The organism is Pseudomonas lijiangensis (assembly GCF_018968705.1).
Taxonomy (GTDB): Bacteria; Pseudomonadota; Gammaproteobacteria; order Pseudomonadales; family Pseudomonadaceae; genus Aquipseudomonas; species Aquipseudomonas lijiangensis.
Window position 1 is genome coordinate 3,419,312 of the sequence record NZ_CP076668.1, and the last position, 22,354, is coordinate 3,441,665.

18 protein-coding genes are annotated in these 22,354 nt (G+C 58.6%); 5 read left to right on the forward strand and 13 right to left on the reverse strand.

Going from position 1 to position 22,354, the window contains the following annotated elements:
- Positions 1–2,721 carry a nitrate reductase gene (locus KQP88_RS14110; protein WP_216705963.1) on the forward strand — a complete coding sequence of 907 codons (2,721 nt, stop codon included), beginning with the start codon at positions 1–3 and terminating at the stop codon, positions 2,719–2,721.
- Positions 2,722–2,792: 71 nt separating this feature from the next.
- Here the strand turns inward: KQP88_RS14110 and KQP88_RS14115 are convergent, their stop codons facing one another.
- The 8 genes from KQP88_RS14115 to ppsA form a co-directional block, all read right to left on the reverse strand.
- A complete protein-coding gene (locus KQP88_RS14115; RefSeq protein WP_198725092.1) occupies positions 2,793–3,833 on the reverse strand; it encodes an OmpA family protein in 1,041 nt (346 codons plus the stop codon).
- A gap of 107 nt (positions 3,834–3,940) precedes the next feature.
- Positions 3,941–4,531 carry an RNA polymerase sigma factor SigX gene (gene sigX, locus KQP88_RS14120; protein WP_025260549.1) on the reverse strand — a complete coding sequence of 197 codons (591 nt, stop codon included), beginning with the start codon at positions 4,529–4,531 and terminating at the stop codon, positions 3,941–3,943.
- 86 nt (positions 4,532–4,617) lie between these two features.
- The gene (locus tag KQP88_RS14125) at positions 4,618–5,442 is read right to left on the reverse strand and encodes a mechanosensitive ion channel family protein (protein ID WP_025260550.1); all 825 of its coding nucleotides are present in this window, start codon (positions 5,440–5,442) and stop codon (positions 4,618–4,620) included.
- A gap of 2 nt (positions 5,443–5,444) precedes the next feature.
- Positions 5,445–5,693: a hypothetical protein gene (locus KQP88_RS14130; RefSeq protein ID WP_025260551.1), complete on the reverse strand. Its 249-nt coding sequence runs from the start codon at positions 5,691–5,693 to the stop codon at positions 5,445–5,447.
- A 76-nt stretch (positions 5,694–5,769) separates the two neighbouring features.
- Entirely contained in the window at positions 5,770–6,765 is a 996-nt protein-coding gene (locus tag KQP88_RS14135) for a zinc transporter ZntB (RefSeq protein ID WP_200991972.1), read from the reverse strand.
- Between the two features lie 11 nt (positions 6,766–6,776).
- A complete protein-coding gene (gene rraA, locus KQP88_RS14140; RefSeq protein ID WP_198725096.1) occupies positions 6,777–7,265 on the reverse strand; it encodes a ribonuclease E activity regulator RraA in 489 nt (162 codons plus the stop codon).
- A gap of 97 nt (positions 7,266–7,362) precedes the next feature.
- Positions 7,363–8,352, reverse strand: a complete 990-nt coding sequence (locus tag KQP88_RS14145; protein ID WP_216703393.1) for an alpha/beta fold hydrolase — start codon at positions 8,350–8,352, stop codon at positions 7,363–7,365.
- A gap of 184 nt (positions 8,353–8,536) precedes the next feature.
- Entirely contained in the window at positions 8,537–10,912 is a 2,376-nt protein-coding gene (gene ppsA / locus KQP88_RS14150) for a phosphoenolpyruvate synthase (RefSeq protein ID WP_216703394.1), read from the reverse strand.
- A 189-nt stretch (positions 10,913–11,101) separates the two neighbouring features.
- Between ppsA and ppsR the strand changes: the two genes are divergently transcribed.
- Complete coding sequence (gene ppsR, locus KQP88_RS14155) at positions 11,102–11,920, forward strand: posphoenolpyruvate synthetase regulatory kinase/phosphorylase PpsR (protein WP_025260556.1); 819 nt, start codon at positions 11,102–11,104, stop codon at positions 11,918–11,920.
- 123 nt (positions 11,921–12,043) lie between these two features.
- On the opposite strand, the gene prpF is transcribed toward ppsR, so the two are convergent.
- The 5 genes from prpF to KQP88_RS14180 all read right to left on the reverse strand — a co-directional run bounded on the left by prpF (position 12,044) and on the right by KQP88_RS14180 (position 19,008).
- Entirely contained in the window at positions 12,044–13,228 is a 1,185-nt protein-coding gene (prpF, locus tag KQP88_RS14160; protein WP_216703395.1) for a 2-methylaconitate cis-trans isomerase PrpF, read from the reverse strand.
- A 197-nt stretch (positions 13,229–13,425) separates the two neighbouring features.
- Positions 13,426–16,014 (reverse strand): Fe/S-dependent 2-methylisocitrate dehydratase AcnD, encoded by a 2,589-nt coding sequence (acnD, locus tag KQP88_RS14165; protein ID WP_216703396.1) that lies wholly within the window; start codon positions 16,012–16,014, stop codon positions 13,426–13,428.
- A 68-nt stretch (positions 16,015–16,082) separates the two neighbouring features.
- Positions 16,083–17,210, reverse strand: coding sequence for a bifunctional 2-methylcitrate synthase/citrate synthase (gene prpC, locus KQP88_RS14170; protein ID WP_216703397.1), 1,128 nt, complete (start codon positions 17,208–17,210; stop codon positions 16,083–16,085).
- Positions 17,211–17,410: 200 nt separating this feature from the next.
- Positions 17,411–18,304 carry a methylisocitrate lyase gene (gene prpB, locus KQP88_RS14175; RefSeq protein WP_200991967.1) on the reverse strand — a complete coding sequence of 298 codons (894 nt, stop codon included), beginning with the start codon at positions 18,302–18,304 and terminating at the stop codon, positions 17,411–17,413.
- On the reverse strand, positions 18,301–19,008 hold the full coding sequence (locus tag KQP88_RS14180) for a GntR family transcriptional regulator (protein ID WP_216703398.1): 708 nt from the start codon (positions 19,006–19,008) through the stop codon (positions 18,301–18,303). Before KQP88_RS14180 ends, prpB begins: the two co-directional genes overlap by 4 nt.
- 278 nt (positions 19,009–19,286) lie before the next feature.
- On the opposite strand from KQP88_RS14180, the gene rloA reads away from it, so the two are divergent.
- Genes rloA through KQP88_RS14195 form a run of 3 tightly spaced genes read left to right on the forward strand, consistent with a single transcriptional unit; the run spans position 19,287 to position 22,334 of the window.
- Positions 19,287–19,823 (forward strand): retropepsin-like aspartic peptidase RloA, encoded by a 537-nt coding sequence (gene rloA, locus KQP88_RS14185; RefSeq protein ID WP_025260562.1) that lies wholly within the window; start codon positions 19,287–19,289, stop codon positions 19,821–19,823.
- Positions 19,824–19,827: 4 nt separating this feature from the next.
- A complete protein-coding gene (gene rloB / locus KQP88_RS14190; protein ID WP_216703399.1) occupies positions 19,828–21,366 on the forward strand; it encodes an osmotic stress tolerance membrane protein RloB in 1,539 nt (512 codons plus the stop codon).
- Positions 21,366–22,334, forward strand: coding sequence for an alpha-L-glutamate ligase-like protein (locus tag KQP88_RS14195; protein WP_216705964.1), 969 nt, complete (start codon positions 21,366–21,368; stop codon positions 22,332–22,334). The genes rloB and KQP88_RS14195 overlap by 1 nt, the downstream gene beginning before the upstream one ends.
- The last annotated feature ends 20 nt before the right edge of the window (positions 22,335–22,354 follow it).

Below are 22,354 nucleotides of genomic sequence, written 5' to 3' on the forward strand. Positions count from 1 at the left end.
ATGATGGAGGCTCCGACCCAGGCCACACAGATCACTGCCTCCACCTGCTGCTACTGCGGCGTTGGCTGCGGCGTGCTGATCGAACATGACGGACAGAACATTCTCGGAGTCAGTGGCGACCCGCAACATCCAGCCAACTTCGGCAAGCTGTGCAGCAAAGGCTCGACCCTGCACCTGACCGGCGACCTGTCGGCGCGGGCGCTTCACCCGCAACTGCGCCTGAGCAAAAGCCTGGCCCGCAGCAACACTGACTGGGATACGGCTCTGGAACATGCTGCCAATGTCTTCGCCGATACCATCAAGGAACACGGCCCCGACAGCGTGGCGTTCTATATTTCGGGGCAATTGCTGACCGAGGATTACTACGCCTTCAACAAGCTGGCCCGGGCACTGGTGGGCACCAATAACATCGACAGCAATTCCCGGCTCTGCATGTCTTCGGCCGTGGTAGGCTACAAACGCAGCCTGGGCGCCGATGCGCCGCCGTGCAGTTACGAAGACATCGAGCTGAGCGATTGCGTGATGATTGTCGGCAGCAACATGGCCTACGCCCACCCGGTTCTGTTCCGACGGCTGGAAGAAGCCAGGAACCGTCGGCCCGAGATGAAAATCATCGTGATAGACCCCAGGCGCACGGACACTTGCGAACTGGCGGACTTGCACCTGGCCATTCAGCCAGGCACTGACGTTGCGCTGTTTCACGGCATTCTGCATCTGCTGATTGACGAAGGCTTCACCGATCACGGCTTCATCGACGCCCACACCCAAGGCTATGCAGAACTGGAAAACCTGGTTCGGAATTACCCGCCAGAGACCGTCGCCGAAACCTGCGGCATCGCCATCGAAGACCTGCGCGCCTGCGCACGATGGATTGGCCAGGCTCCCGGCTTCCTGTCGCTCTGGTGCATGGGTTTGAACCAGTCCACAGCCGGCAGCGCCAAGAACAGCGCGCTGATCAACCTGCATCTGGCCACCGGCCAGATCGGCCGCCCCGGCGCAGGCCCCTTCTCGCTCACCGGCCAGCCCAACGCCATGGGCGGCCGCGAAACCGGCAGCCTGTCCAACCTGCTGCCAGGCCATCGTGAGGCTGCCAATGCCGAGCATCGCGCCGAAGTCGCCGAATACTGGGGAGTCGATGCGCTGCCAGCCACTCCCGGCCTGCCCGCCATCGACCTGTTCGAGCAGTTGCGTACAGGCAAGGTCAAAGCGCTATGGATCGCCTGCACCAACCCGGCCCAATCGCTGCCCGATCAGCAAAGGATCAGGGAAGCATTGAGCACATGCCCGTTCGTGGTATTACAGGAAGCTTTCCAGACCACTGAAACCGCACGTTTCGCCGACCTGTTGCTGCCCGCCGCCAGTTGGGGCGAAAAGGAAGGCACCGTCACCAACTCGGAACGACGCCTCTCCAACGTGCGCAAGGCCATTCCCGCTCCAGGCCTGGCACGTCCCGACTGGGCAATCACCGTGGATTTCGCGCAACGCCTGGAGCGCAGGCTGCGGCCCGGTACTCCTGCCCTCTTCGATTTCACACGTCCCGATCAGCTATTCGATGAGTACAAGGTTCTGACACAGGGCCGTGATCTGGACATGTCCGGCATCGACCGCGCCCTTATCGACCGCCTCGGCCCACAACAATGGCCTTTCCCCCAAGGCGCTCGCGAGGGCACCGCCCGCCTCTACAGCAATGGTGTCTTCCCGACCGCTTCGGGGCGGGCGCAATTTGTCTGCGATGCTTATGTCGCGGCCAAAGAGCTGCCCGACGCACAGTATCCACTGACCCTCAATACCGGCCGACTGCGCGATCAATGGCATGGGATGAGCCGTACCGGCACCGCCGCCCGCCTGTTTGGCCATGTCAGTGAAGCCATACTGGGCCTGCATCCGCAAGAAATGGAACGCTATGAGTTGGCGTCAGGTGATCTGGTTCATCTGCATAGCCGTCGTGGCGATCTGGTGGTGCCCGTCAGCAGCGATGATGGCGTTCGTCCGGGTCAGGCATTTCTGCCGATGCACTGGGGCGACCGGTTTCTCAAGGGAGGCATCAATGTACTGACTCAACCCGCCTTTGACCCGCTGTCCAAACAACCGGAACTCAAATATTCCGGGGTACGCCTCGAGAAAGCAGACTTGCCCTGGCAATTCTTCGCCTTGATCGAAGGTGATGTGCAAAGCCACCTGACGGCGCTTCGTCCGCTGTTTGACACATTTGCCTATGCCAGCCTGGGACTGATCGGTCGCGAGCGCCCTGCACTCGTGATAAGGGCAGCCAATCCCGAGGCACCTGAGCATTCGCTGCTGGAAGACATTGATCGTCTGCTGGGCCTCGATGAAGGTCCGGTCATGGCCTACGACGATCCAAAACGTGCCATCGGCAAGCGGATTCGCCTCGATGACGGCCACATCACCGCCTTGCGCCTGGCTGGAGAAACCCTCGCTCAGCACTGGCTGCAGAATCTTTGGCTACAAGGTCGGGTGGATGAGCAACTGCGCCGCTGGATGCTGGCGCCGATCAGCACGGAACCGGGCAAAAATGCCTCTCAGGCCCGCGACAGAATCCTCTGCAACTGCAAGAACGTCAGTCAGAGTGCAATCATGAAAGGAATAGACAACGGCCTGGATTTGAACCAGCTGAAAACACAGCTCGGTTGCGGAACCCAGTGCGGCTCATGTGTGCCGGAAATAAAAAGGCTGATAAGCGCTGTGGTACTGACGGATTGAATATCGATTCATCAAATCGCAGGCAAAGAAAAGCCCGGCATAAGCCGGGCTTTTCATTCAAAGCAGGCTAATTACTTAGCTTGTGCTTCAACTTCAGCTTCTACGCGACGGTTTACTGCGCGGCCAGCTTCAGTTGCGTTGTCAGCAACTGGACGGGTTTCGCCGTAACCAACCGAGTTTACGCGGTTAGCGCCAACACCATACTGGTTGACCAGAACTTGTTTAACGGCGCTAGCGCGACGCTCGGACAGTTTCTGGTTGTAAGCGTCAGGACCGACGGAGTCAGTGTGACCTTCAACAGTGGTGGTGGTTTGTGGGTACTGTTGCATGAAGTCAGCGAGGTTTTTGATGTCGCCGTAGCTGTTAGGCTTGACCACAGCTTTGTCGAAGTCGAACTTGACGTCCAGCTCAACACGAACCACTTCAGCAACTGCCGGGCAGCCATCAGCGTCAACAGTTACGTTGGCTGGGGTGTTAGGGCACTTGTCGACGTTGTCGCACACGCCGTCGTTGTCACTGTCGGAGCAGACTTCAGCAACTGGAGCAGCTACTGGAGCTGCTTCGGTTTTCTTGCTGCCGCCACCGAAGTTTACGCCGATACCGACGCTAGGAGCCCACTCGGTCTCGCCTTGGTCGATGTTGTACTGGGCTTCAACGCCAGCACGAGCATAGAAGTTGTCGGTGAAGTACAGCTTGGCACCGCCGCCAACGTTGGCGAAGGTGGAACCGTTACGACCACCACGGCCAGTCTGACCGATGCTCTGATCGGAGAAACCTGCAGACACGTACGGACGCAGCATGTCGCCTGGGTTGTTGAAGTGGTACAGAGCGTCCAGGGCAGTGTTGGAGCCCTTGATGTTCTTGCCATCGTCGCCACGAGCATTGTGAACTTCGTCGTAGCCCAGACGCAGTTCAACGTCGTCAGTCAGGAAGTAACCGATCGAACCGCCGAACAGGTTGCCGTCGTTTTTGAAGTCACGAGAGCTGTCAAAATATTGCTTCTTGGCGAAGCCCTCGATCTCGACTGCGCCTTGGCCTTGCGCCAGCACGCCGAACGAAGTCGCGGCAACGATAGTACCAATGGCCAAGCCCAAGGTGTTTTTCAGTTTCATCCGTTAAATCCCCATCTGGTGATTGTAAAGCAGCCCCATGACAACTGAGGCAATTCGTCGGCAAGTCTAGCAGACCCTGCCAGTTCTTTAGAGATATTTGCTCCGAGTTAAGTTTCGGTGATGCCCGCAAATTTCTCACGTAATTTATCTAATGCCCGCTTATAGCGCATTTTCGTTGCGCTTAAGCCCATGTGCATGATGTCTGCAATCTCCTGGAATTCAAGTTCTGCGACAAATCGCAGCACCAGAATCTCCCGATCGATCGGGTTCACATGCACAAGCCAGCGATCAAGTCCGCCCCTTTCTTCAGGTTTGGGCGTCTTTTCTTCAGACGCTTCCTCAAGCGGGTCCAGACTCAAAGCGTCCATCAAGCGACGCTTTCGCCGTTCCTTTCTGTACTGAGTGATGCACTCGTTGTAGGTGATGCTGTAGAGCCAGGTTTTGAACTTCGATTTTCCTTCGAAATTCTTCAATCCATACAAGACCTTAAGCATCACTTCCTGACAGACATCATCAGCATCGCGATCGTTCCCTAAATAACGTGCACAGACGTTAAAAAGTGTTCTCTGGTAACGACGCATCAATTCTTCGTAAGCCCGCGTCACGTTGAAAAGCTCGACGTGAGCGCGCGCGACCAGCTCCTCATCTGAGAGCTCGCGTGGGTCGTAGCGCGTCGAAAGCGGTAAGGGTTTATTCAAAACGAGTCGTGCCGACAGTCAGTTCAATGTCCGCCAATGCCCGGTTTCCGGCAATTTGGGGCGGCATAGATTAGCAGATTCGCCGCTTAACGGCTGCTTACTCTCTGCTCAAGGAGAATTTTGTTGGAAAAAGAAACCAACTCCCCTTCGTCTGTCAGCAGTGTAGTCTTGACCGTACCGATTTCTTCGATCTGCCCCTCTATGTCGCCAACCTGCAAATGCTGGCCGACCTGATAAAGCTCTCGGACATAAATCCCCGCCAGAATCTGACCTGCAATTTCACGACTTCCCAGCCCCAGCGCCAAGGCAACGGCCAGGCCGACGGTCAGGAGGCCAATCACGATAACGTGATTGAGCAGATCTGTCTTCACTTCAAGCTGGCTGATTGCCACCGAAATACTGATGATGATCACCAGCCCCTGAGCGATTCGCCCGAGACCGGGCGCATAATCGACCCCGACGCCCTCTGCCGCGCCACGCACCAGCCCGTTGACCAGTTGCGCCAGCAACACACCCACAAGCAGCACCAGCGCCGCGCCAAACACCTTGGGCAGGTACAACGCCAGCATGTCCAGCGTCGCCGATACACGTTGCAGACCAAGGGACTCGGCCGCAGAGACCAGGAAGATCAACAGGACGAACCAGTAGACGATCTTGCCGATAAGAGTGGAAATCGGCACTTTCACGCCGGCACGGCTGATCAGCTTGGTCAGCCCGGTGCCGCCCATGAGGCGATCCAGGCCCAGTTTGGCGAGCAATTTCGATAACAGGGCATCGAGCAGTTTTGCGACCACGAAACCCAGCAGCACCACCACAAGGGCGCCGAACAGATTAGGGATGAAGTTTGCAACTTTGGTCCACAATGCAGTCATTGCAGCAACCAGACTCTGGGTCCAGAGATCCAATTCCATGTTCAATCAGCCTTATCGACAGGACGGGCAGTAGGTTGGGTTCGACGGGAAACAGGAGAAACGTGTGCTGAACCGTTATTGAGGGCAATCATCATCGCCTGGGACCAGCGCCCAAGCAGCCCGAACAGCACACCGGCACCCACCTGACGGTTGGCGGTTTTCAGGACACGGCCCAGGCAAGCGTCGTCATCCCGGCTGGAGGATGACGATTTGAGCATGTCACGCAAAGATTCTTCAAAGGGATCGTGCATCAGGCACCTCACGCAATGTCAGTGAGAGACGTGACTATTTTCAGGCGAGTCACACATGGCACTGAAATTTTATTTGTCACAACCAGCGCAAACGCCTGAACAACCACCACTGCCCCACCGCTACCAGGACAATCAATACGCACGCCAGCAGAAAACCGTAAGGATTGTCGGAACCGGGAATACCGCCGACGTTTATCCCCAGCAGCCCGGTCAGAAAGCTCATGGGCAGAAAAATACCGGTGATGATCCCGAAGCGGTACATGGTGTGATCCATGCGCTCACGCAAGCGGCGGTCTTCGGACTCCAGCAGCAGCCCTACCCGCTCGCGGGTCAGTTCGAGTTCTTCCAGATAACGGGTCAGGCTGTTGTTCAGCTCGTTCCAGTAATCGGCGTCGTCATCCACGAACCAGCTCAGTTTGATGCGCGACAACTGGCCGAAGATATCCCGCTGAGGCGCCAGAAAACGGCGCAGGCCCGCTGCCCGTCGACGAATCTGCAGCAACTTGCTGTGCTCGGGACTGTAACGCTCGTCGGCATCGGTCTTTTCTTCCTCGTCATCCACCGACTCGGTCAGGTCGCCGAGCAGGTCCTGGACCTTTTCAGTCAGGTACTGGGCCAGATAAAGCATCAGTTCCGAGGCCGTCTTCGGCCCCTTGCCCTCGCTCAACTGCTCGATAAGCTCTTCGGTTGCCCGCAAAGGCCGCAGGCGCAAGGAAATCACTCGCTGGGCAGCAGCGAAAATACGCACCGATACCATGTCTTCCGGTTCGGCACCGGGATTGAGGTTCACGCCACGCAGGAACAGCAACAGCTCCTGATCCGGCAAGGGCAGCAAACGCGGCCGGGTATTTTCTTCAAGCAGCAGCGTGCAGGCGAACTCGCTCAGGCCACTGGCGTTACGCAGCCACGAGTGGGTCTGCGGGTGGCTGCGATCCCAATGCAGCCACAGACTTTCGTGGGGCTGCATCTGAAGACTATCGAGTTCGGTTCGAGCAATGAAACGCGCTCCGCCCTGACCATCCAATACGAGGGCATGAACCAGCCCCCACTGCGCGTTTGCTTCATCGAACATTCTTGCTTCGCTTATTCCGGCATTGTCAGAGGGGACGGAGAAATGATCACGCCATTATTATCGGCATACAGGTATTCACCCGGCCGGAAGGTAATACCGGCAAAGGTCACAGGGACATTCAAGTCGCCGATGCCGCGCTTGTCGGTCTTTTTCGGGTGACTGGCCAGCGCCTGCACGCCCAGATCGGTTTGCGCGATGACATCGACATCACGAATGCAGCCGTAGATCAGCAAACCTTCCCAGCCACTTTTCGCTGCCTTGTCCGCCAGCAGATCACCCAGCAGCGCGCAACGCAACGAGCCACCACCATCGACGACCAGCACCTTGCCCTTGCCATCGAGGGCGACCTGGTCTTTGACCAGCGAATTATCCTCGAAGCACTTGATGGTCACGATCTCGCCACCAAAGGAGTCACGGCCGCCGAAGCTGCTGAACATGGGCTCTACGACTTGCACCAGCTCTGGATAGGCATCACACAAATCGGGGGTCGAATAATGCATGGCTAACTCCTGTCGGTGAGAGATGGGAATGCTCAGGGCAGCATAGTGGCTTTGACCTCAACTTTCGCCCCGACTTTCATACAAACACAAAACCAGCCTATTGCCCTACCGCTTCGCGCAACTGAGGACTCTCTTGGGGAGCCGAACGGTCTTGCAGCCAGCCGAGCACACGTGGCCAGACCTGCTGTTGCGCCCCCTTGCTGACCAGCATGCGAACATGATCGAAATCTTCATTGAAGCCATGCTCGCGCCCCAGACAAAGAAACTCTCGCTGCTGCGAGCCAAACTGGTCGAACAGCATCTTGCAGGCCCAGACCGGGTCCTGATGATCACCCACAGCCGCCACTGCCAGCACCGGTATCTGGACACTGGCCAGCGCGGCCCACCAGTTGCTGTCACGATCACCGAAGCGCCCGAACAGACCGTGCCAACGCATGCTTTCCAGGACAACGCCAATCGGCTCGTCTTCCGGCCCCCGCTTGAGGCGCGGTCCGGAAATATGCTCGAAAGGCTTGAGCAGCAGACGCCCGGTCCACTGCACAGGCGGAATTTTCAATGGCCAGTAGGTACGGCTGATCTGGCTGCCAAACAACGCAACCGACGCCGCCCCCTCAGGCCCCAGATATTGACCACCCAGCGCCGCCGCCAGCGTGGTGCCACCCAGGGAGTGACCAATCCAGTGCGGCACCTGCCCGTTCTGCTCGCGAACGAAAGCAGCAATGGCCGGCAGATCATAGCGGGCGTAATCCGCCACGCGATTGCGACGATAGTCCTGATTGCGAGCCGAAAGCCCATGGCCGCGCATCTCGGCAATCCACACATCGTAACCGGCACGTGCCAGGAACGGCCCGAGGCCGATGCCTTTGGGGGAATACCAGAAGCGGCGATTGGAAAAGCTGCCATGCAACAGAATGACAGGCACACCGCGCACATCGGGCTGATCCACCAGACCGAGACGGGTAACAGCCAGCTCGACACTGGAGTCAGGGCTGTTGGCAGGCTTCAAGCGATAGACGTCCTCGACCAGATCGCCACGACGCTCGGCACTGATCAAGGCAACGGGAAAAAGATTGCTGCTGCTTTGCATATTGCTCTTTTATCTAGGCTTCAAAGGCATCGGGTCGCCTCTGACAGACGGATGAAACTGCTGGTTCGGTTGCCCCCTTTGGGGCCTTGCATGAAAAAGGGCGGTTTCCGAAAAAACCGCCCTTCCCCGAAACGCTTGAAACCCTAGACGATTCAAGACGCTATTGCATCACATCGGAAAAAACTCAGGCAGGTGCCTGACCCTCCGCGAGGAAGAACCAGGTTTCCAGTACCGAGTCCGGGTTCAGCGAAACGCTTTCGATGCCCTGCTCCATCAGCCAGCGAGCCAGATCCGGATGGTCCGAAGGACCCTGACCGCAAATGCCGATGTATTTCCCGGCCTTGTTACAGGCCTGGATGGCATTGGACAGCAGCTTCTTGACCGCCGGGTTACGCTCGTCGAACAGGTGCGCAATGACACCCGAATCGCGGTCCAGGCCCAGCGTCAACTGGGTCAGGTCGTTGGAACCGATGGAGAAACCGTCGAAGTGCTCCAGGAACTCTTCGGCCAGAATCGCGTTGGACGGCAATTCGCACATCATGATGATGCGCAGACCGTTTTCGCCACGCTTGAGACCATTGGCCGCCAGCAGCTCGATGACCTGGCTCGCCTCGCCCAGGGTACGCACGAAAGGCACCATGATTTCGACGTTGGTCAGGCCCATGTCCTCGCGCACACGCTTGAGGGCACGGCATTCAAGCTCGAAGCAGTCGCGGAAGTTCTCGCTGATGTAACGCGAAGCGCCACGGAAACCCAGCATCGGGTTTTCTTCTTCCGGCTCGTACAGCTTGCCGCCGATCAGGTTGGCGTATTCGTTGGACTTGAAGTCCGACAGACGCACGATGACTTTCTTCGGCGTGAACGCTGCGGCCAGGGTGCTGATGCCCTCGACCAGCTTGTCGACATAGAAATCAACCGGGTTGCTGTAACCGGCAATGCGCTTGTCGACGCTATCCTTGATTTCGGGCGGCAGGCCGGCGTAGTTGAGCAGCGCCTTGGGATGCACACCGATCATGCGGTTGATGATGAATTCCAGGCGTGCCAGACCGACACCGGCATTGGGCAACTGGGCGAAGTCAAACGCACGATCAGGGTTGCCGACGTTCATCATGATCTTGAACGGCAGATCAGGCATGGCATCGACCGAGTTGGTCTTGATGTCGAAGCCCAGTTCACCCTCGAAGATGTAACCGGTATCGCCCTCGGCGCAGGAGACGGTGACGCCCTGCCCGTCCTGCAGCAGTTGAGTGGCATTGCCGCAACCCACAACAGCCGGAATACCCAGTTCGCGAGCGATGATCGCGGCGTGACAGGTACGGCCACCACGGTTGGTGACAATGGCGCTGGCGCGCTTCATGACCGGTTCCCAGTCCGGGTCGGTCATGTCGGAAACCAGCACATCGCCGGCCTGGACCTTGTCCATCTCGGACACGTCCTTGATGATCCGCACCTTGCCCGCGCCGATGCGCTGACCGATGGCACGGCCCTCGACCAGCACATTGCCGGTTTCCTTGAGCAGGTAACGCTCCATGACATTGGCGGCGGAACGGCTTTTCACGGTTTCAGGACGTGCCTGAACGATGTAGAGCTTGCCGTCGTCGCCATCTTTGGCCCACTCGATGTCCATCGGAGCCTTGTAGTGCTTCTCGATGATCATCGCCTGCTTGGCCAGCTCGCTGACCTCGGCATCGGTCAGGCAGAAACGTGCACGGTCGGCAGCGTCGACATCGACGGTTTTCACCGAGCGACCGGCCTTGGCCTCGTCGCCGTAGATCATCTTGATGGCCTTGCTGCCCAGGTTGCGGCGCAGGATGGCCGGGCGACCGGCAGTCAGGGTGTCCTTGTGGACATAGAACTCATCCGGGTTGACCGCGCCCTGCACCACGGTTTCGCCCAGGCCGTATGCGCCCGTGATGAACACCACGTCACGGAAGCCCGACTCGGTGTCGAGGGTGAACATCACACCGGCAGTACCGGTCTCGGAGCGAACCATGCGCTGAACACCTGCCGACAGGGCCACCAGCTTGTGGTCGAAGCCCTGGTGTACACGGTAGGAAATGGCGCGGTCATTGAAGAGCGAAGCAAAGACTTCCTTGGCCGCACGAATGACGTTATCGACACCGCGGATATTGAGGAAGGTTTCCTGCTGGCCTGCGAAGGAGGCATCGGGCAAGTCTTCTGCCGTTGCCGAAGAACGCACGGCCACTGCCAGGTTCGGGTTACCTGCCGACAAGGCATCGAACGCCGTACGAATCTCGGCATTGAGCTTCTCGGGGAACTCGGCCTCCATGATCCACTGACGAATCTGTGCACCGGTTCTGGCCAGGGCATTGACGTCGTCGGCATCCAGAGCGTCCAGGGCTGCATGGATCTGATCGTTCAGACCACTCTGCTCAAGGAAATCACGGTAGGCCTGGGCTGTCGTAGCGAAACCACCGGGCACCGAAACACCAGCGCCTGCCAGGTTGCTGATCATTTCGCCGAGGGATGCGTTCTTGCCTCCCACGTGCTCCACATCATGGACGCCGAGCTTATCGAGGGAAACTACGTACTCTACCAAGGTGATCTCTCCACTAACTGTGTTTGTTGTTGGGAAAAGCTCATACACCCGAGCCACGCTGTGACAGCGGGTATTCTGGACCGACTTGAAGCAGTAACCTTGAAAAAAGGTGAGAATGCAGGCCATCAGGGCCGGCAAGCGCGCCTATGATATCCAAGAATCGTCACCAGCTTAAGGCCAAGGGCGCAAATGAAACGATCCGCTTTCTTCATCTCTGACGGCACAGGCATCACCGCTGAAACGTTGGGCCAGAGCCTGCTGGCACAATTTGAAAACATTACGTTCAACAAGTTCACGCGCCCCTATATCGACAGCGTCGAGAAGGCGCGGGCGATGGTACAACAAATCAACAATGCCGCCGACAGGGACGAGGTGCGACCGATCATCTTCGATACCATCGTCAACCAGGAGATTCGCGAGATCCTGGCGACCTCCAACGGTTTCATGATCGACATTTTCTCGACCTTCCTTGCGCCGCTGGAGCAAGAGCTTAGTTCACACTCCTCCTATTCGGTGGGCAAATCGCATTCCATCGGTCACAACTCCAACTATATGGAGCGTATCGAAGCCGTGAACTTCGCCCTGGACAACGACGACGGTGCGCGCACTCATTATTACGACAAGGCCGATATCATCCTGGTGGGCGTCTCACGCTGCGGCAAGACGCCGACCTGCCTGTATATGGCCATGCAGTTCGGTATCCGCGCCGCCAACTACCCGCTGACCGAAGACGACATGGAGCGCCTGCAACTGCCCGAAGCCCTCAAGGCACACCGTAGCAAACTGTTCGGCCTGACCATTGATCCAGATCGATTGACGGCCATCCGTCATGAGCGCAAGCCCAACAGCCGCTATTCCAGCTATGCCCAGTGCGAGTTCGAAGTGCGGGAAGTGGAAAGCCTGTTCCGTCGGGAAAACATCCCGAACATCAATTCCACGCATTTCTCCGTGGAAGAGATTTCGGCCAAGGTGCTGGTTGAAAAAGGTGTGGAGCGACGCTTCAAATAACCCCAGAGGATCACTTTGTGGGAGGCAGCTTGCTGGCGACTTCTGTGTACAGACACAGAATATAGGCTGCGTCACAGGCCTTTTTTCGCCAGCAAGCTGCCTCCCACACGTGTTGTTTATGCCTTAACTGATCGGCACTCGCACCCAACCCTCCATCAATACCCTGGCGCTACGGCTCATGATGGCCTTGGTCACTTTCCATTCGCCCTCTTCCTGCTGAGCCTGGGCACCGACGCGCAAGGTGCCGGACGGGTGCCCGAACGTCACAGCCTCGCGCTCGCCGCCACCTGCTGCAAGATTGACCAGCGTGCCCGGAATCGCCGCAGCGGTGCCGATGGCCACGGCGGCTGTGCCCATCATGGCGTGATGCAGCTTGCCCATGGAGACGGCCCGTACCAATAGGTCGACATCCTGCTTGCTGACCGGCTTGCCACTGGAAGACAGATAGTCCGCCGGCCCGGCAACGAAGGCCACTTTGGGGGTGTGCTGACGCAGCGCAGGGTCGTCGAGGCTCTTGATCAAGCCCATGCGCAACGCACCATGAACCCGGAGGATTTCCAGCTTTGCCAGGGCATGGATATCGCTGTTGATATCACCCTGTAACTCAGTGCCGGTGTAGCCGATATCAGCGGCATTGACGAAGACCGTGGGGATACCGGCATTGATCAGGGTCGCCTTGAGCGTACCGATACCTGGCACGTGCAGCTCATCGATCAGGTTGCCGGTGGGGAACATCGAACCGCCCGCGCCCTCTTCATCCGCAGCCGGGTTCAGGAACTCCAGTTGCACTTCAGCGGCGGGGAAAGTCACGCCATCGAGTTCGAAGTCGCCAGTTTCCTGCACCTCACCACTGCTGATGGGTACATGGGCAATTATGGTCTTGCCGATATTGGCCTGCCAGATTCGCACCACCGCAACGCCGTCGCGGGGAATACGGGCGCTGTCCACCAGCCCCTGACTGATGGCAAACGAGCCAACGGCCGCCGAGAGATTGCCGCAGTTGCCGCTCCAGTCGACAAAAGGCTTGTCGATGGACACCTGACCGAACAGGTAATCGACATCGTGATCGGCTTTATGGCTGCGCGACAGAATCACAGTCTTGCTGGTGCTGGATGTTGCGCCGCCCATGCCATCGATCTGTTTCTCGTAAGGGTCGGGACTGCCGATGACCCGCAACAGCAACGCATCACGGGCAGCGCCCGGGGTCTGTGCAACCTCGGGCAGGTCCTGCAGATTAAAGAACACACCTTTGCTGGTACCGCCACGCATGTAGGTGGCCGGAATTCGGATCTGGGGTTTGTGCGGCATGGGAAACCGGTCCTCGAATGGTTGCTCGAACACGCAGGGCCGGATTTATCCGGGAAGACGATTCTTCGCGAATAAATTCGCTCCTACTGAATAGCAATCCGTGGGAGCGAATTCATTCGCGAGAGGCCTGTACATCCAATACATATGTATCGTCTGGAAGGTTTCGCGGATGAATCCGCTCCCACATATTGGTGTTTTCAGGCTTGTGTGGATTCCAGAAAGTCTTGAGCGAATCGTTGCAATACACCGCCCGCTTCATAGATAGACACCTCTTCGGCGGTATCCAGCCGACAGGTCACGGGCACTTCCAGCCGCTCGCCGGTCTTGCGATGAATCACCAGCGTCAAGGTTGCCCGCGGTGTGCGCTTGCCGATCACGTCGAACGTCTCGCTGCCATCGATCCCCAGCGTCAGGCGGTTAGTGCCTGCCTGGAACTCCAGCGGCAAAACACCCATGCCAACCAGGTTGGTGCGATGGATACGCTCGAAACCTTCCGCAGCAATGGCCTCCACACCCGCCAGACGCACGCCTTTGGCCGCCCAGTCCCGGGACGAACCCTGACCATAATCGGCACCGGCAATAATGATCAGCGGCTGCTTGCGCTCCATGTAGGCTTCGATGGCTTCCCACATGCGGGTAACCTTGCCTTCAGGCTCGATCCGGGTCAGCGAACCTTTCTTGACTTTGCCATCCACCACCGCCATTTCATTGAGCAATTGCGGGTTGGCGAAGGTAGCGCGCTGTGCAGTCAGGTGGTCCCCGCGATGGGTCGCGTAGGAGTTGAAGTCCTCTTCCGGCAGGCCCATTTTCGCCAGGTATTCGCCTGCCGCGCTGTCGAGCAGAATCGCATTGGAAGGCGACAAGTGATCGGTGGTGATGTTGTCAGGCAGCACCGCCAGCGGACGCATGCCCTTGAGCGTGCGCTCACCGGCCAGCGCGCCTTCCCAATACGGCGGACGGCGGATGTAAGTGCTCATCGGGCGCCAGTCATACAGCGGCTCGACTTTAGGGCCGCGGTCTTCCTCAAGGGCAAACATCGGAATATAGACCTGCCGGAACTGCTCCGGCTTGACCGATGCCTTGACCACGGCATCGATCTCCTCGTCGCTCGGCCAGATATCCTTGAGGCGGATTTCCTTGCCGTCGGCAATACCCAGTACATCGTTTTCGATATCGAACCGAATGGTGCCGGCAATGGCATAGGCCACCACCAGCGGCGGCGAAGCCAGGAAGGCCTGCCGGGCATAGGGATGGATGCGTCCGTCGAAATTGCGGTTGCCGGACAACACCGCCGTGGCATACAGGTCGCGGTCGATGATTTCCTGCTGAATCTTCGGCTCCAGCGCGCCAGACATGCCATTGCAGGTGGTGCAGGCAAAGGCCACAACACCAAAGCCCAGTTGCTCCAGCTCCGAGGTCAGCCCGGCTTCATCCAGATACAACGCGACGGTTCTGGAGCCCGGTGCCAGCGATGATTTCACCCAGGGCTTGCGACTCAGGCCCAGGCGATTGGCATTGCGGGCCAGCAAGCCGGCAGCGATCACGTTGCGCGGGTTGCTGGTGTTGGTGCAACTGGTGATCGCGGCGATGATCACTGCACCATCGGGCATCTGCCCCGGCACTTCCTGCCACTGCCCGGCGATGCCCCTGGCCGCAAGGTCCGTGGTTGCAACGCGGGCATGGGGGTTGGATGGGCCGGCCATGTTGCGCACCACGCTGGACAGGTCGAAGCTCAATACCCGCTCATACTCAACCTGCTGCAAGCTGTCGGACCACAGCCCCGTGTGCCTGGCATACACCTCCACCAGACGCACTTGCTCGTCCTCACGCCCGGTCAGGCGCAGGTAATCGATGGTCTGCTGGTCGATGGAGAACATCGCAGCCGTGGCGCCGTACTCGGGTGCCATGTTGGAAATCGTCGCCCGATCCCCAAGGGTCAGGCTCGATGCGCCCTCGCCGTAAAACTCCAGATAAGCACCGACGACTTTCTGCTTGCGCAAGTATTCGGTCAGGGCCAGCACCACATCGGTGGCGGTAATGCCGGGCTCGCGACGACCGGTCAGCTCGACGCCGACAATATCCGGCAGGCGCATCCAGGACGCGCGCCCGAGCATGACGTTCTCGGCCTCCAGGCCACCCACGCCAATGGCGATCACACCCAGCGCATCCACATGAGGCGTGTGGCTGTCAGTGCCCACCAGGGTGTCCGGGAAAGCCACACCTTCACGCACCTGCACCACTGGCGACATTTTCTCCAGGTTGATCTGGTGCATGATGCCGTTGCCCGGCGGGATCACTTCGACGTTCTTGAAGGCCTTTTTGGTCCAGTCGATGAAGTGAAAACGGTCCTCGTTGCGACGGTCCTCGATGGCCCGGTTCTTCTCGAAAGCCTGAGGGTCATTGCCACCACATTCAACGGCCAGGGAATGGTCGACAATCAACTGCACCGGCACCACCGGGTTGACCAGCGCCGGGTCGCCGCCCTGAGAAGCAATGGCATCGCGCAGACCGGCCAGGTCCACCAGCGCGGTCTGACCCAGAATGTCATGGCACACCACCCGCGCCGGAAACCATGGAAAATCCAGGTCGCGCCTGCGCTCCACAAGCTGAGTCAGGGAAGCCTTGAGCGTGGCCGGATCACAGCGACGCACCAGGTTTTCGGCCAGCACCCGTGAGGTGTAGGGCAACAGGTCGTAAGCACCCGGCTTGATGGCTTCGATGGCCCCACGGGCGTCGAAGTAATCCAGCGAGGTTCCGGGAAGCGGCTTGCGGTATTCAGAGTTCATGGCACGGGGACTCGATCACGGAATTTGGGAGTAGAGAGGGGAACTCATGGGCGGCTCCCCTTCTCTCTTCAGCGCTGTTCGATGGGCACGAAGGTGCGCTGTTCGACGCCGACATACTCGGCGCTCGGGCGGATGATGCGGTTATTGGAACGCTGCTCGAAAACGTGAGCAGCCCAGCCGGTCAGGCGCGAACAGACGAAGATCGGCGTGAACAGCTTGGTGGGAATCCCCATGAAGTGGTACGCCGAGGCATGGTAGAAGTCGGCATTGGGGAACAGCTTCTTCTGCTCCCACATGGTCTTGTCGATAGCCTCGGAAACCGGGAACAGCACCGTATCGCCCACTTCGTCCGCAAGCTTTTTCGACCAGCCCTTGATGACCTCGTTGCGCGGGTCGGACTCCTTATAGATCGCATGACCGAAGCCCATGATCTTTTCCTTGCGCTCCAGCATGCCGAGAGTGCCCTTGGTAGCCTCTTCGGCCGACGCAAAGCGCTGGATCATTTCCATGGCCGCTTCGTTGGCACCGCCATGCAGCGGACCGCGCAAGGTGCCGATGGCCGCCGTGATGCAGGAATACAGGTCCGACAGGGTCGAAGCACAGACACGGGCGGTAAAGGTCGAGGCGTTGAACTCGTGCTCGGCGTAGAGAATCAGCGAGACATCCATGACCTTGCGATGCAGCTCACTGGGGGATTTGTCGAGCAGCAGGTGCAGGAAATGGCCGCCGATGGAGGTTTCATCGGTCACGCAATCGATGCGTTTGCCATCATGGGAGAAGCGATACCAGTAACACATGATGGCCGGAAACGCCGCCAACAGTCGGTCCGTCGCATCACGCTGCTGCTCGAAACTCAGCTCAGGCTCAAGAGTGCCAAGCATCGAAGCGCCGGTACGCATGACATCCATCGGATGGGTGTCGGCAGGAATGCGCTCCAGCACTTCTTTCAGTGCCTGTGGCAGGTCCCGCAGGCTCTTGAGACGATCCATGTAGGCGGTCAGTTGTGCCTGATTCGGCAATTCGCCATAGAGCAGCAGGTAGGCGACTTCTTCAAAACGGGCCTCGGCAGCCAGCTCGCGCACGTCATAGCCGCGGTAAGTCAGGCCCGCACCCGCGAGGCCGACAGTGGACAGGGCAGTCTGGCCGGCAACCTGACCTCGCAGGCCGGCACCGCTCAATACTTTTGCTTCAGCCATTGCATTCTCCAGTTCTTGAAATTGTCGGGAATTGGCGATTTCGTTTTTTTTTCGCGGATGAGCGGAGCGCCGCCCGATCTCACATACACATTGGCCCTTGTAGGAGGCAGCTTGCTGGCGAAAGGGCCAGTGAAAACGACAGATACGCTACATTTCATTGACGCTGTCGCCAGCAAGCTGCCTCCCACAAAGTGTGCAGGTCACCCCTTCTTCTGCGCAAACAAAGCATCCAGCTTCTGCTCAAAGGTGTGATAGTCGATGGCGTCATACAGCTCCATGCGTGTCTGCATGGTGTCGATCACATTCTTTTGCGTGCCATCACGACGAATCGCGCCATAGACGTTTTCCGCTGCCTTGTTCATGGCGCGGAATGCCGATAAAGGATAGAGCACCAGCGAAACGTCAGCGGCGCGCAGCTCATCCACCGTGAACAGCGGCGTTGCACCGAACTCGGTGATGTTGGCCAGAATCGGCACACCCACCCGATTGGCAAACTGCTTGTACATGCTCAGTTCGGTGATGGCCTCGGGAAAAACCATATCGGCACCGGCTTCGATACAGGCCGCTGCCCGCTCCAGCGCCGACTCCAGCCCCTCGACCGCCAGAGCATCGGTGCGCGCCATGATCACAAAATTGCTGTCGGTGCGCGCATCCACCGCCGCCTTGATGCGGTCGACCATTTCCTGCTGGGACACAATCTCCTTGTTGGGACGATGCCCGCAGCGCTTGGCGCCAACCTGATCTTCGATATGAATCGCTGCCGCGCCCGCCTTGATCATCGATCTGACCGTGCGCGCCACATTGAACGCCGAAGAACCGAAGCCGGTATCCACATCCACCAGCAATGGCAGGTCGCAGACATCGGTGATGCGTCGCACATCCGTCAGCACATCCTCCAGCCCGGTGATACCCAGGTCTGGAATCCCCAGGGAGCCAGCCGCCACTCCGCCGCCCGACAGATAAATCGCCTTGAACCCGGCGCGTTTGGCCAGCAGCGCATGATTGGCATTGATCGCCCCCACGACCTGCAGCGGCTGCTCACTGGCAACGGCATCACGGAAACGCTGGCCGGGAGTTTTATTGTCGTGACTCATTTCTCACCTCGGTCGGGAGCCGCCTGGTAATGGCGCTCGATGTTGCGTCTGGAAGCGCCGATATGGCGGCGCATCAATAATTCGGCCAGTTCACCATCGCGATCGGCAATGGCGTCCAGAATGCGGTGGTGTTCGGCAAAGGCCTGGCGCGGGCGGTTGGGCGTGGTGGAAAACTGGATGCGGTACATGCGAACCAGCTGATAAAGCTCACCGCAGAGCATCTGGCTGAGGGTCTTGTTGCCGCTGCCCTGGATGATCCGGTAATGGAAGTCGAAATCCCCTTCCTGCTGGTAATAACCCAACCCCGCCTGAAACGCCGCATCTCGCTCATGGGTGTCCAGCACATTGCGCAACTCGTCGATCTGTTCGGCGGTCATGCGCTCGGCGGCCAGACGACAGGCCATGCCTTCGAGGGATTCGCGGATTTCGTACAGTTCGATCATCTCGGCATGGCTGAGCGATACGACACGCGCCCCCACATGCGGGACCCGCACCAGCAATCGCTGGCCTTCCAGGCGGTGGATCGCTTCACGCAACGGCCCGCGACTGATGCCGTAGGTGCGGGCCAGCTCCGGCTCGGAAATCTTGCTGCCGGGGGCAATCTCGCCCTTGACGATGGCCGCCTGAATACGCCGAAAGACGTTTTCGGAAAGGGTTTCGGAATCCTCGACGGCGGCCACGGAAGCCTCGGCTGCATCCGACATATTGTCGACACCTTTAAAAGCAGATGAACGTAAATCTAGTGAATACAGGATTAATCGTCAAAGAAATTCTCAAGATTGTCGACAATCCAGCTTTTGTGGGAGCCCTGACTGATCGGCACGACTGCAGCCAGTGATAACTGGCATCACGAAACCTTCATGCTAGAATGGCGACCGCATCTGCCCAGTGCAGCTCTTCAAAGGACACGGCCTGCCAGACACGCCAGGCTGAAAAACCTGCGCTGCGGCCCTGAAGTTTTCCGCCTGTTGCGCAAGGACCTATGAGACTCGAAACCCTCACCACGTTGCTCTGTCTGCTGTTTCTTCCTGCCCTGTGCGCTGCTGCCAACAAGACCGTCTACGGCCTGAACGAATACGCCAGACTCACCAACATTGACCTTGAGGTCGCAGCCAAACTCGACACCGGCGCGAAGACCGCATCGCTGAGTGCGCGTGATATCAAGCACTTCAAGCGCAATGGCGAGAACTGGGTCAGGTTCTACCTGGCCATCGACAACAGCCACGCCCACCCCATCGAACAGCCCCTGACGCGCATCAGCCAGATCAAGCGGCGAGCCGACGATGTCGACCCGGACGACGAGAAAAAGTACAGCGCAAGGCCGGTGATCAACCTCGATATCTGCATGGGTGAAGTTTTACGCACCATAGAAGTGAACTTGACCGACCGAAGTGCTTTCCAATACCCGCTTTTGATTGGCTCCGATGCACTCAAACACTTCGATGCGCTGGTCGATCCAAGTCTCAAATTTGTGGCGGGCAAGCCCGCCTGTGCCTCCGTCGTTCAAAACGCAGAGTAAATACATGCGCTCTCTTACACTCCATCTGAAAATCCTGATCACGCTTCTGGTGACACTCGGCATCGCGATCACGGCCTATCAGATTGTCATCCTCGGCATCCCGCTGACCGAGGACGAGACTGACAACCTGTGGAATATCGACGCCAAGGTAGAGTTCCAGGCCAACAGCAAGGAATCGATCAAGATCCAGATGTTCGTGCCGCCTTTGACCACGGACTACATCAGCCTCAACGAAAGCTTCATCTCCAACAATTACGGCGTCAGCGTCAACCGCGTCGAGGGCAACCGCAAAGTGACCTGGTCCTCACGCCGCGCCAATGGCAACCAGACGCTGTATTACCGGCTGGTGCTGACCAAACGCTACGGGGCAGACAAGCCCAAGAGCAAAGGCCCGATCTTTCGCGACAGCATCCCGGTAGAAGGCGCCGAGAAAATCGCCGCCGAAGCCTTGCTTGCACCTATTCGCCGCCACTCCGCCGATGTCGAAACCTTCATCAGCGAGGCCATCAAGCGCGTCAACAACCTCAAGGACGATAACGCCAAGCTGCTGCTGGCCGGAGACAACTCGGCCGTCAAGAAAGCCCAGATCACCGAGCTTCTGCTGTCCATGGCCCATGTGCCGATGGAAAAGGTCCACACCATCCGCCTGATCGCCGACCAGCCACAGACGCCTGAACTCTGGCTGCGCAGCTTCAATGGCAAGGAATGGCTGTATTTCAACCCGGACACCGGCGAAGCCGGCCTGCCGGATGACCGGCTGCTGTGGTGGACGGGGGACGAAAACCTGCTCAGCATCGATGGCGGCAAAAAGGCCACGGTGACGTTCAGCCTCAACAACAGCGAAATGAACGCCATGCGGCTGGCCAAGCTGACCGACGAAAACACAGACAGCGACTTCCTGTCCTACTCGCTCTACGGCCTGCCCCTGCAAACCCAACAGACGTTCATGATCATGGTGATGATCCCGATTGGCGTGCTGGTCATCCTGATCCTGCGCAACCTGATCGGCCTGCAGACCCTCGGCACGTTCACTCCGGTGCTGATTGCCCTGGCCTTCAGGGAAACCCAGTTGGGCTTTGGCATCGCGCTGTTTACCGTGATCACGGCCCTCGGCCTGTCGCTTCGCTCTTACCTTGAACACCTGAAACTGCAGATGCTGCCGCGCCTTTCGGTGGTGCTGACCTTTGTCGTGGTGCTGATCGCGGCCATCAGCCTGTTCAGCCACAAGCTTGGCCTGGAGCGCGGGCTGTCCGTGGCGCTGTTCCCGATGGTGATTCTGACCATGACCATCGAGCGGCTGTCGATCACCTGGGAAGAACGCGGCGGCGGCCATGCCATGAAAGTGGCCATCGGCACCCTGTTCGCGGCCTCTCTGGCGCACCTGATCATGACCGTGCCTGAGCTGACGTACTTCGTGTTCACCTTCCCGGCAGTGCTGCTGATTCTGGTCGGCTTCATGCTGGCAATGGGCAGGTACCGTGGCTATCGCCTGACCGAGCTGCTGCGCTTCAAGGCATTCCTCAAGGCAGAAGACGCCAAATGATCGGCTTATGGAAAACCTGGAAGGCCCTGGAAGCCAAGGGCATCATGGGCATCAATCGGCGTAATGCCGACTATGTGCTCAAGTACAACAAGCGCAGCCTGTACCCGATTGTCGATGACAAGATCATCACCAAGGAACGGGCTATACAGGCCGGCATTCAGGTGCCGGAAATGTATGGCGTGATTTCCACGGAAAAGGAAATCGACCGGCTCGACGAAATCCTCGGCCGACATACCGATTTCGTCATCAAGCCCGCGCAGGGTGCTGGCGGCGACGGAATTCTGGTGGTTGCCGACCGTTTCGAGGGGCATTACAAGACCGTTTCGGGGCGCATCATCAGTCACTCGGATATCGAACATCAGGTGTCCAGCATCCTGACGGGGCTGTATTCCCTGGGCGGGCATCGCGACCGTGCCCTGATCGAATACCGGGTCATTCCGGACCAGATCTTCAAGAGCATCAGTTACGAAGGCGTGCCCGATATCCGCATCATCGTGCTGATGGGCTATCCGGTCATGGCCATGCTGCGCCTGCCGACCCGCCAGTCAGGCGGCAAGGCCAACCTGCACCAGGGCGCCATCGGTGTCGGCGTAGGCCTGGCCAGCGGCGTGACCCTCGAAGGCACCTGGCTCAACAACATCATCAATAAACACCCCGACACCGCCAATGCCGTGGACGGTGTGCAACTACCCTACTGGAACGGCTTCATGAAGCTTGCCGCCGAGTGCTACGAACTGTGTGGCCTGGGCTATATCGGCGTCGACATGGTGCTGGACCAGGAAAAAGGCCCGCTGATCCTCGAGCTCAACGCCCGCCCGGGCCTGAATATCCAGATCGCCAACAACTGCGGGCTGACTCACCGGACCCAGGCGGTTGAGGCGCATCTGGAGGAATTGGCACGCCAAGGCGTCAAGGAGACGCCTGAGCAGCGGGTGGAGTTTGTGCAGGAGGTGTTTGGGCATGTGTGAACGGGATTTCGATGGACTAT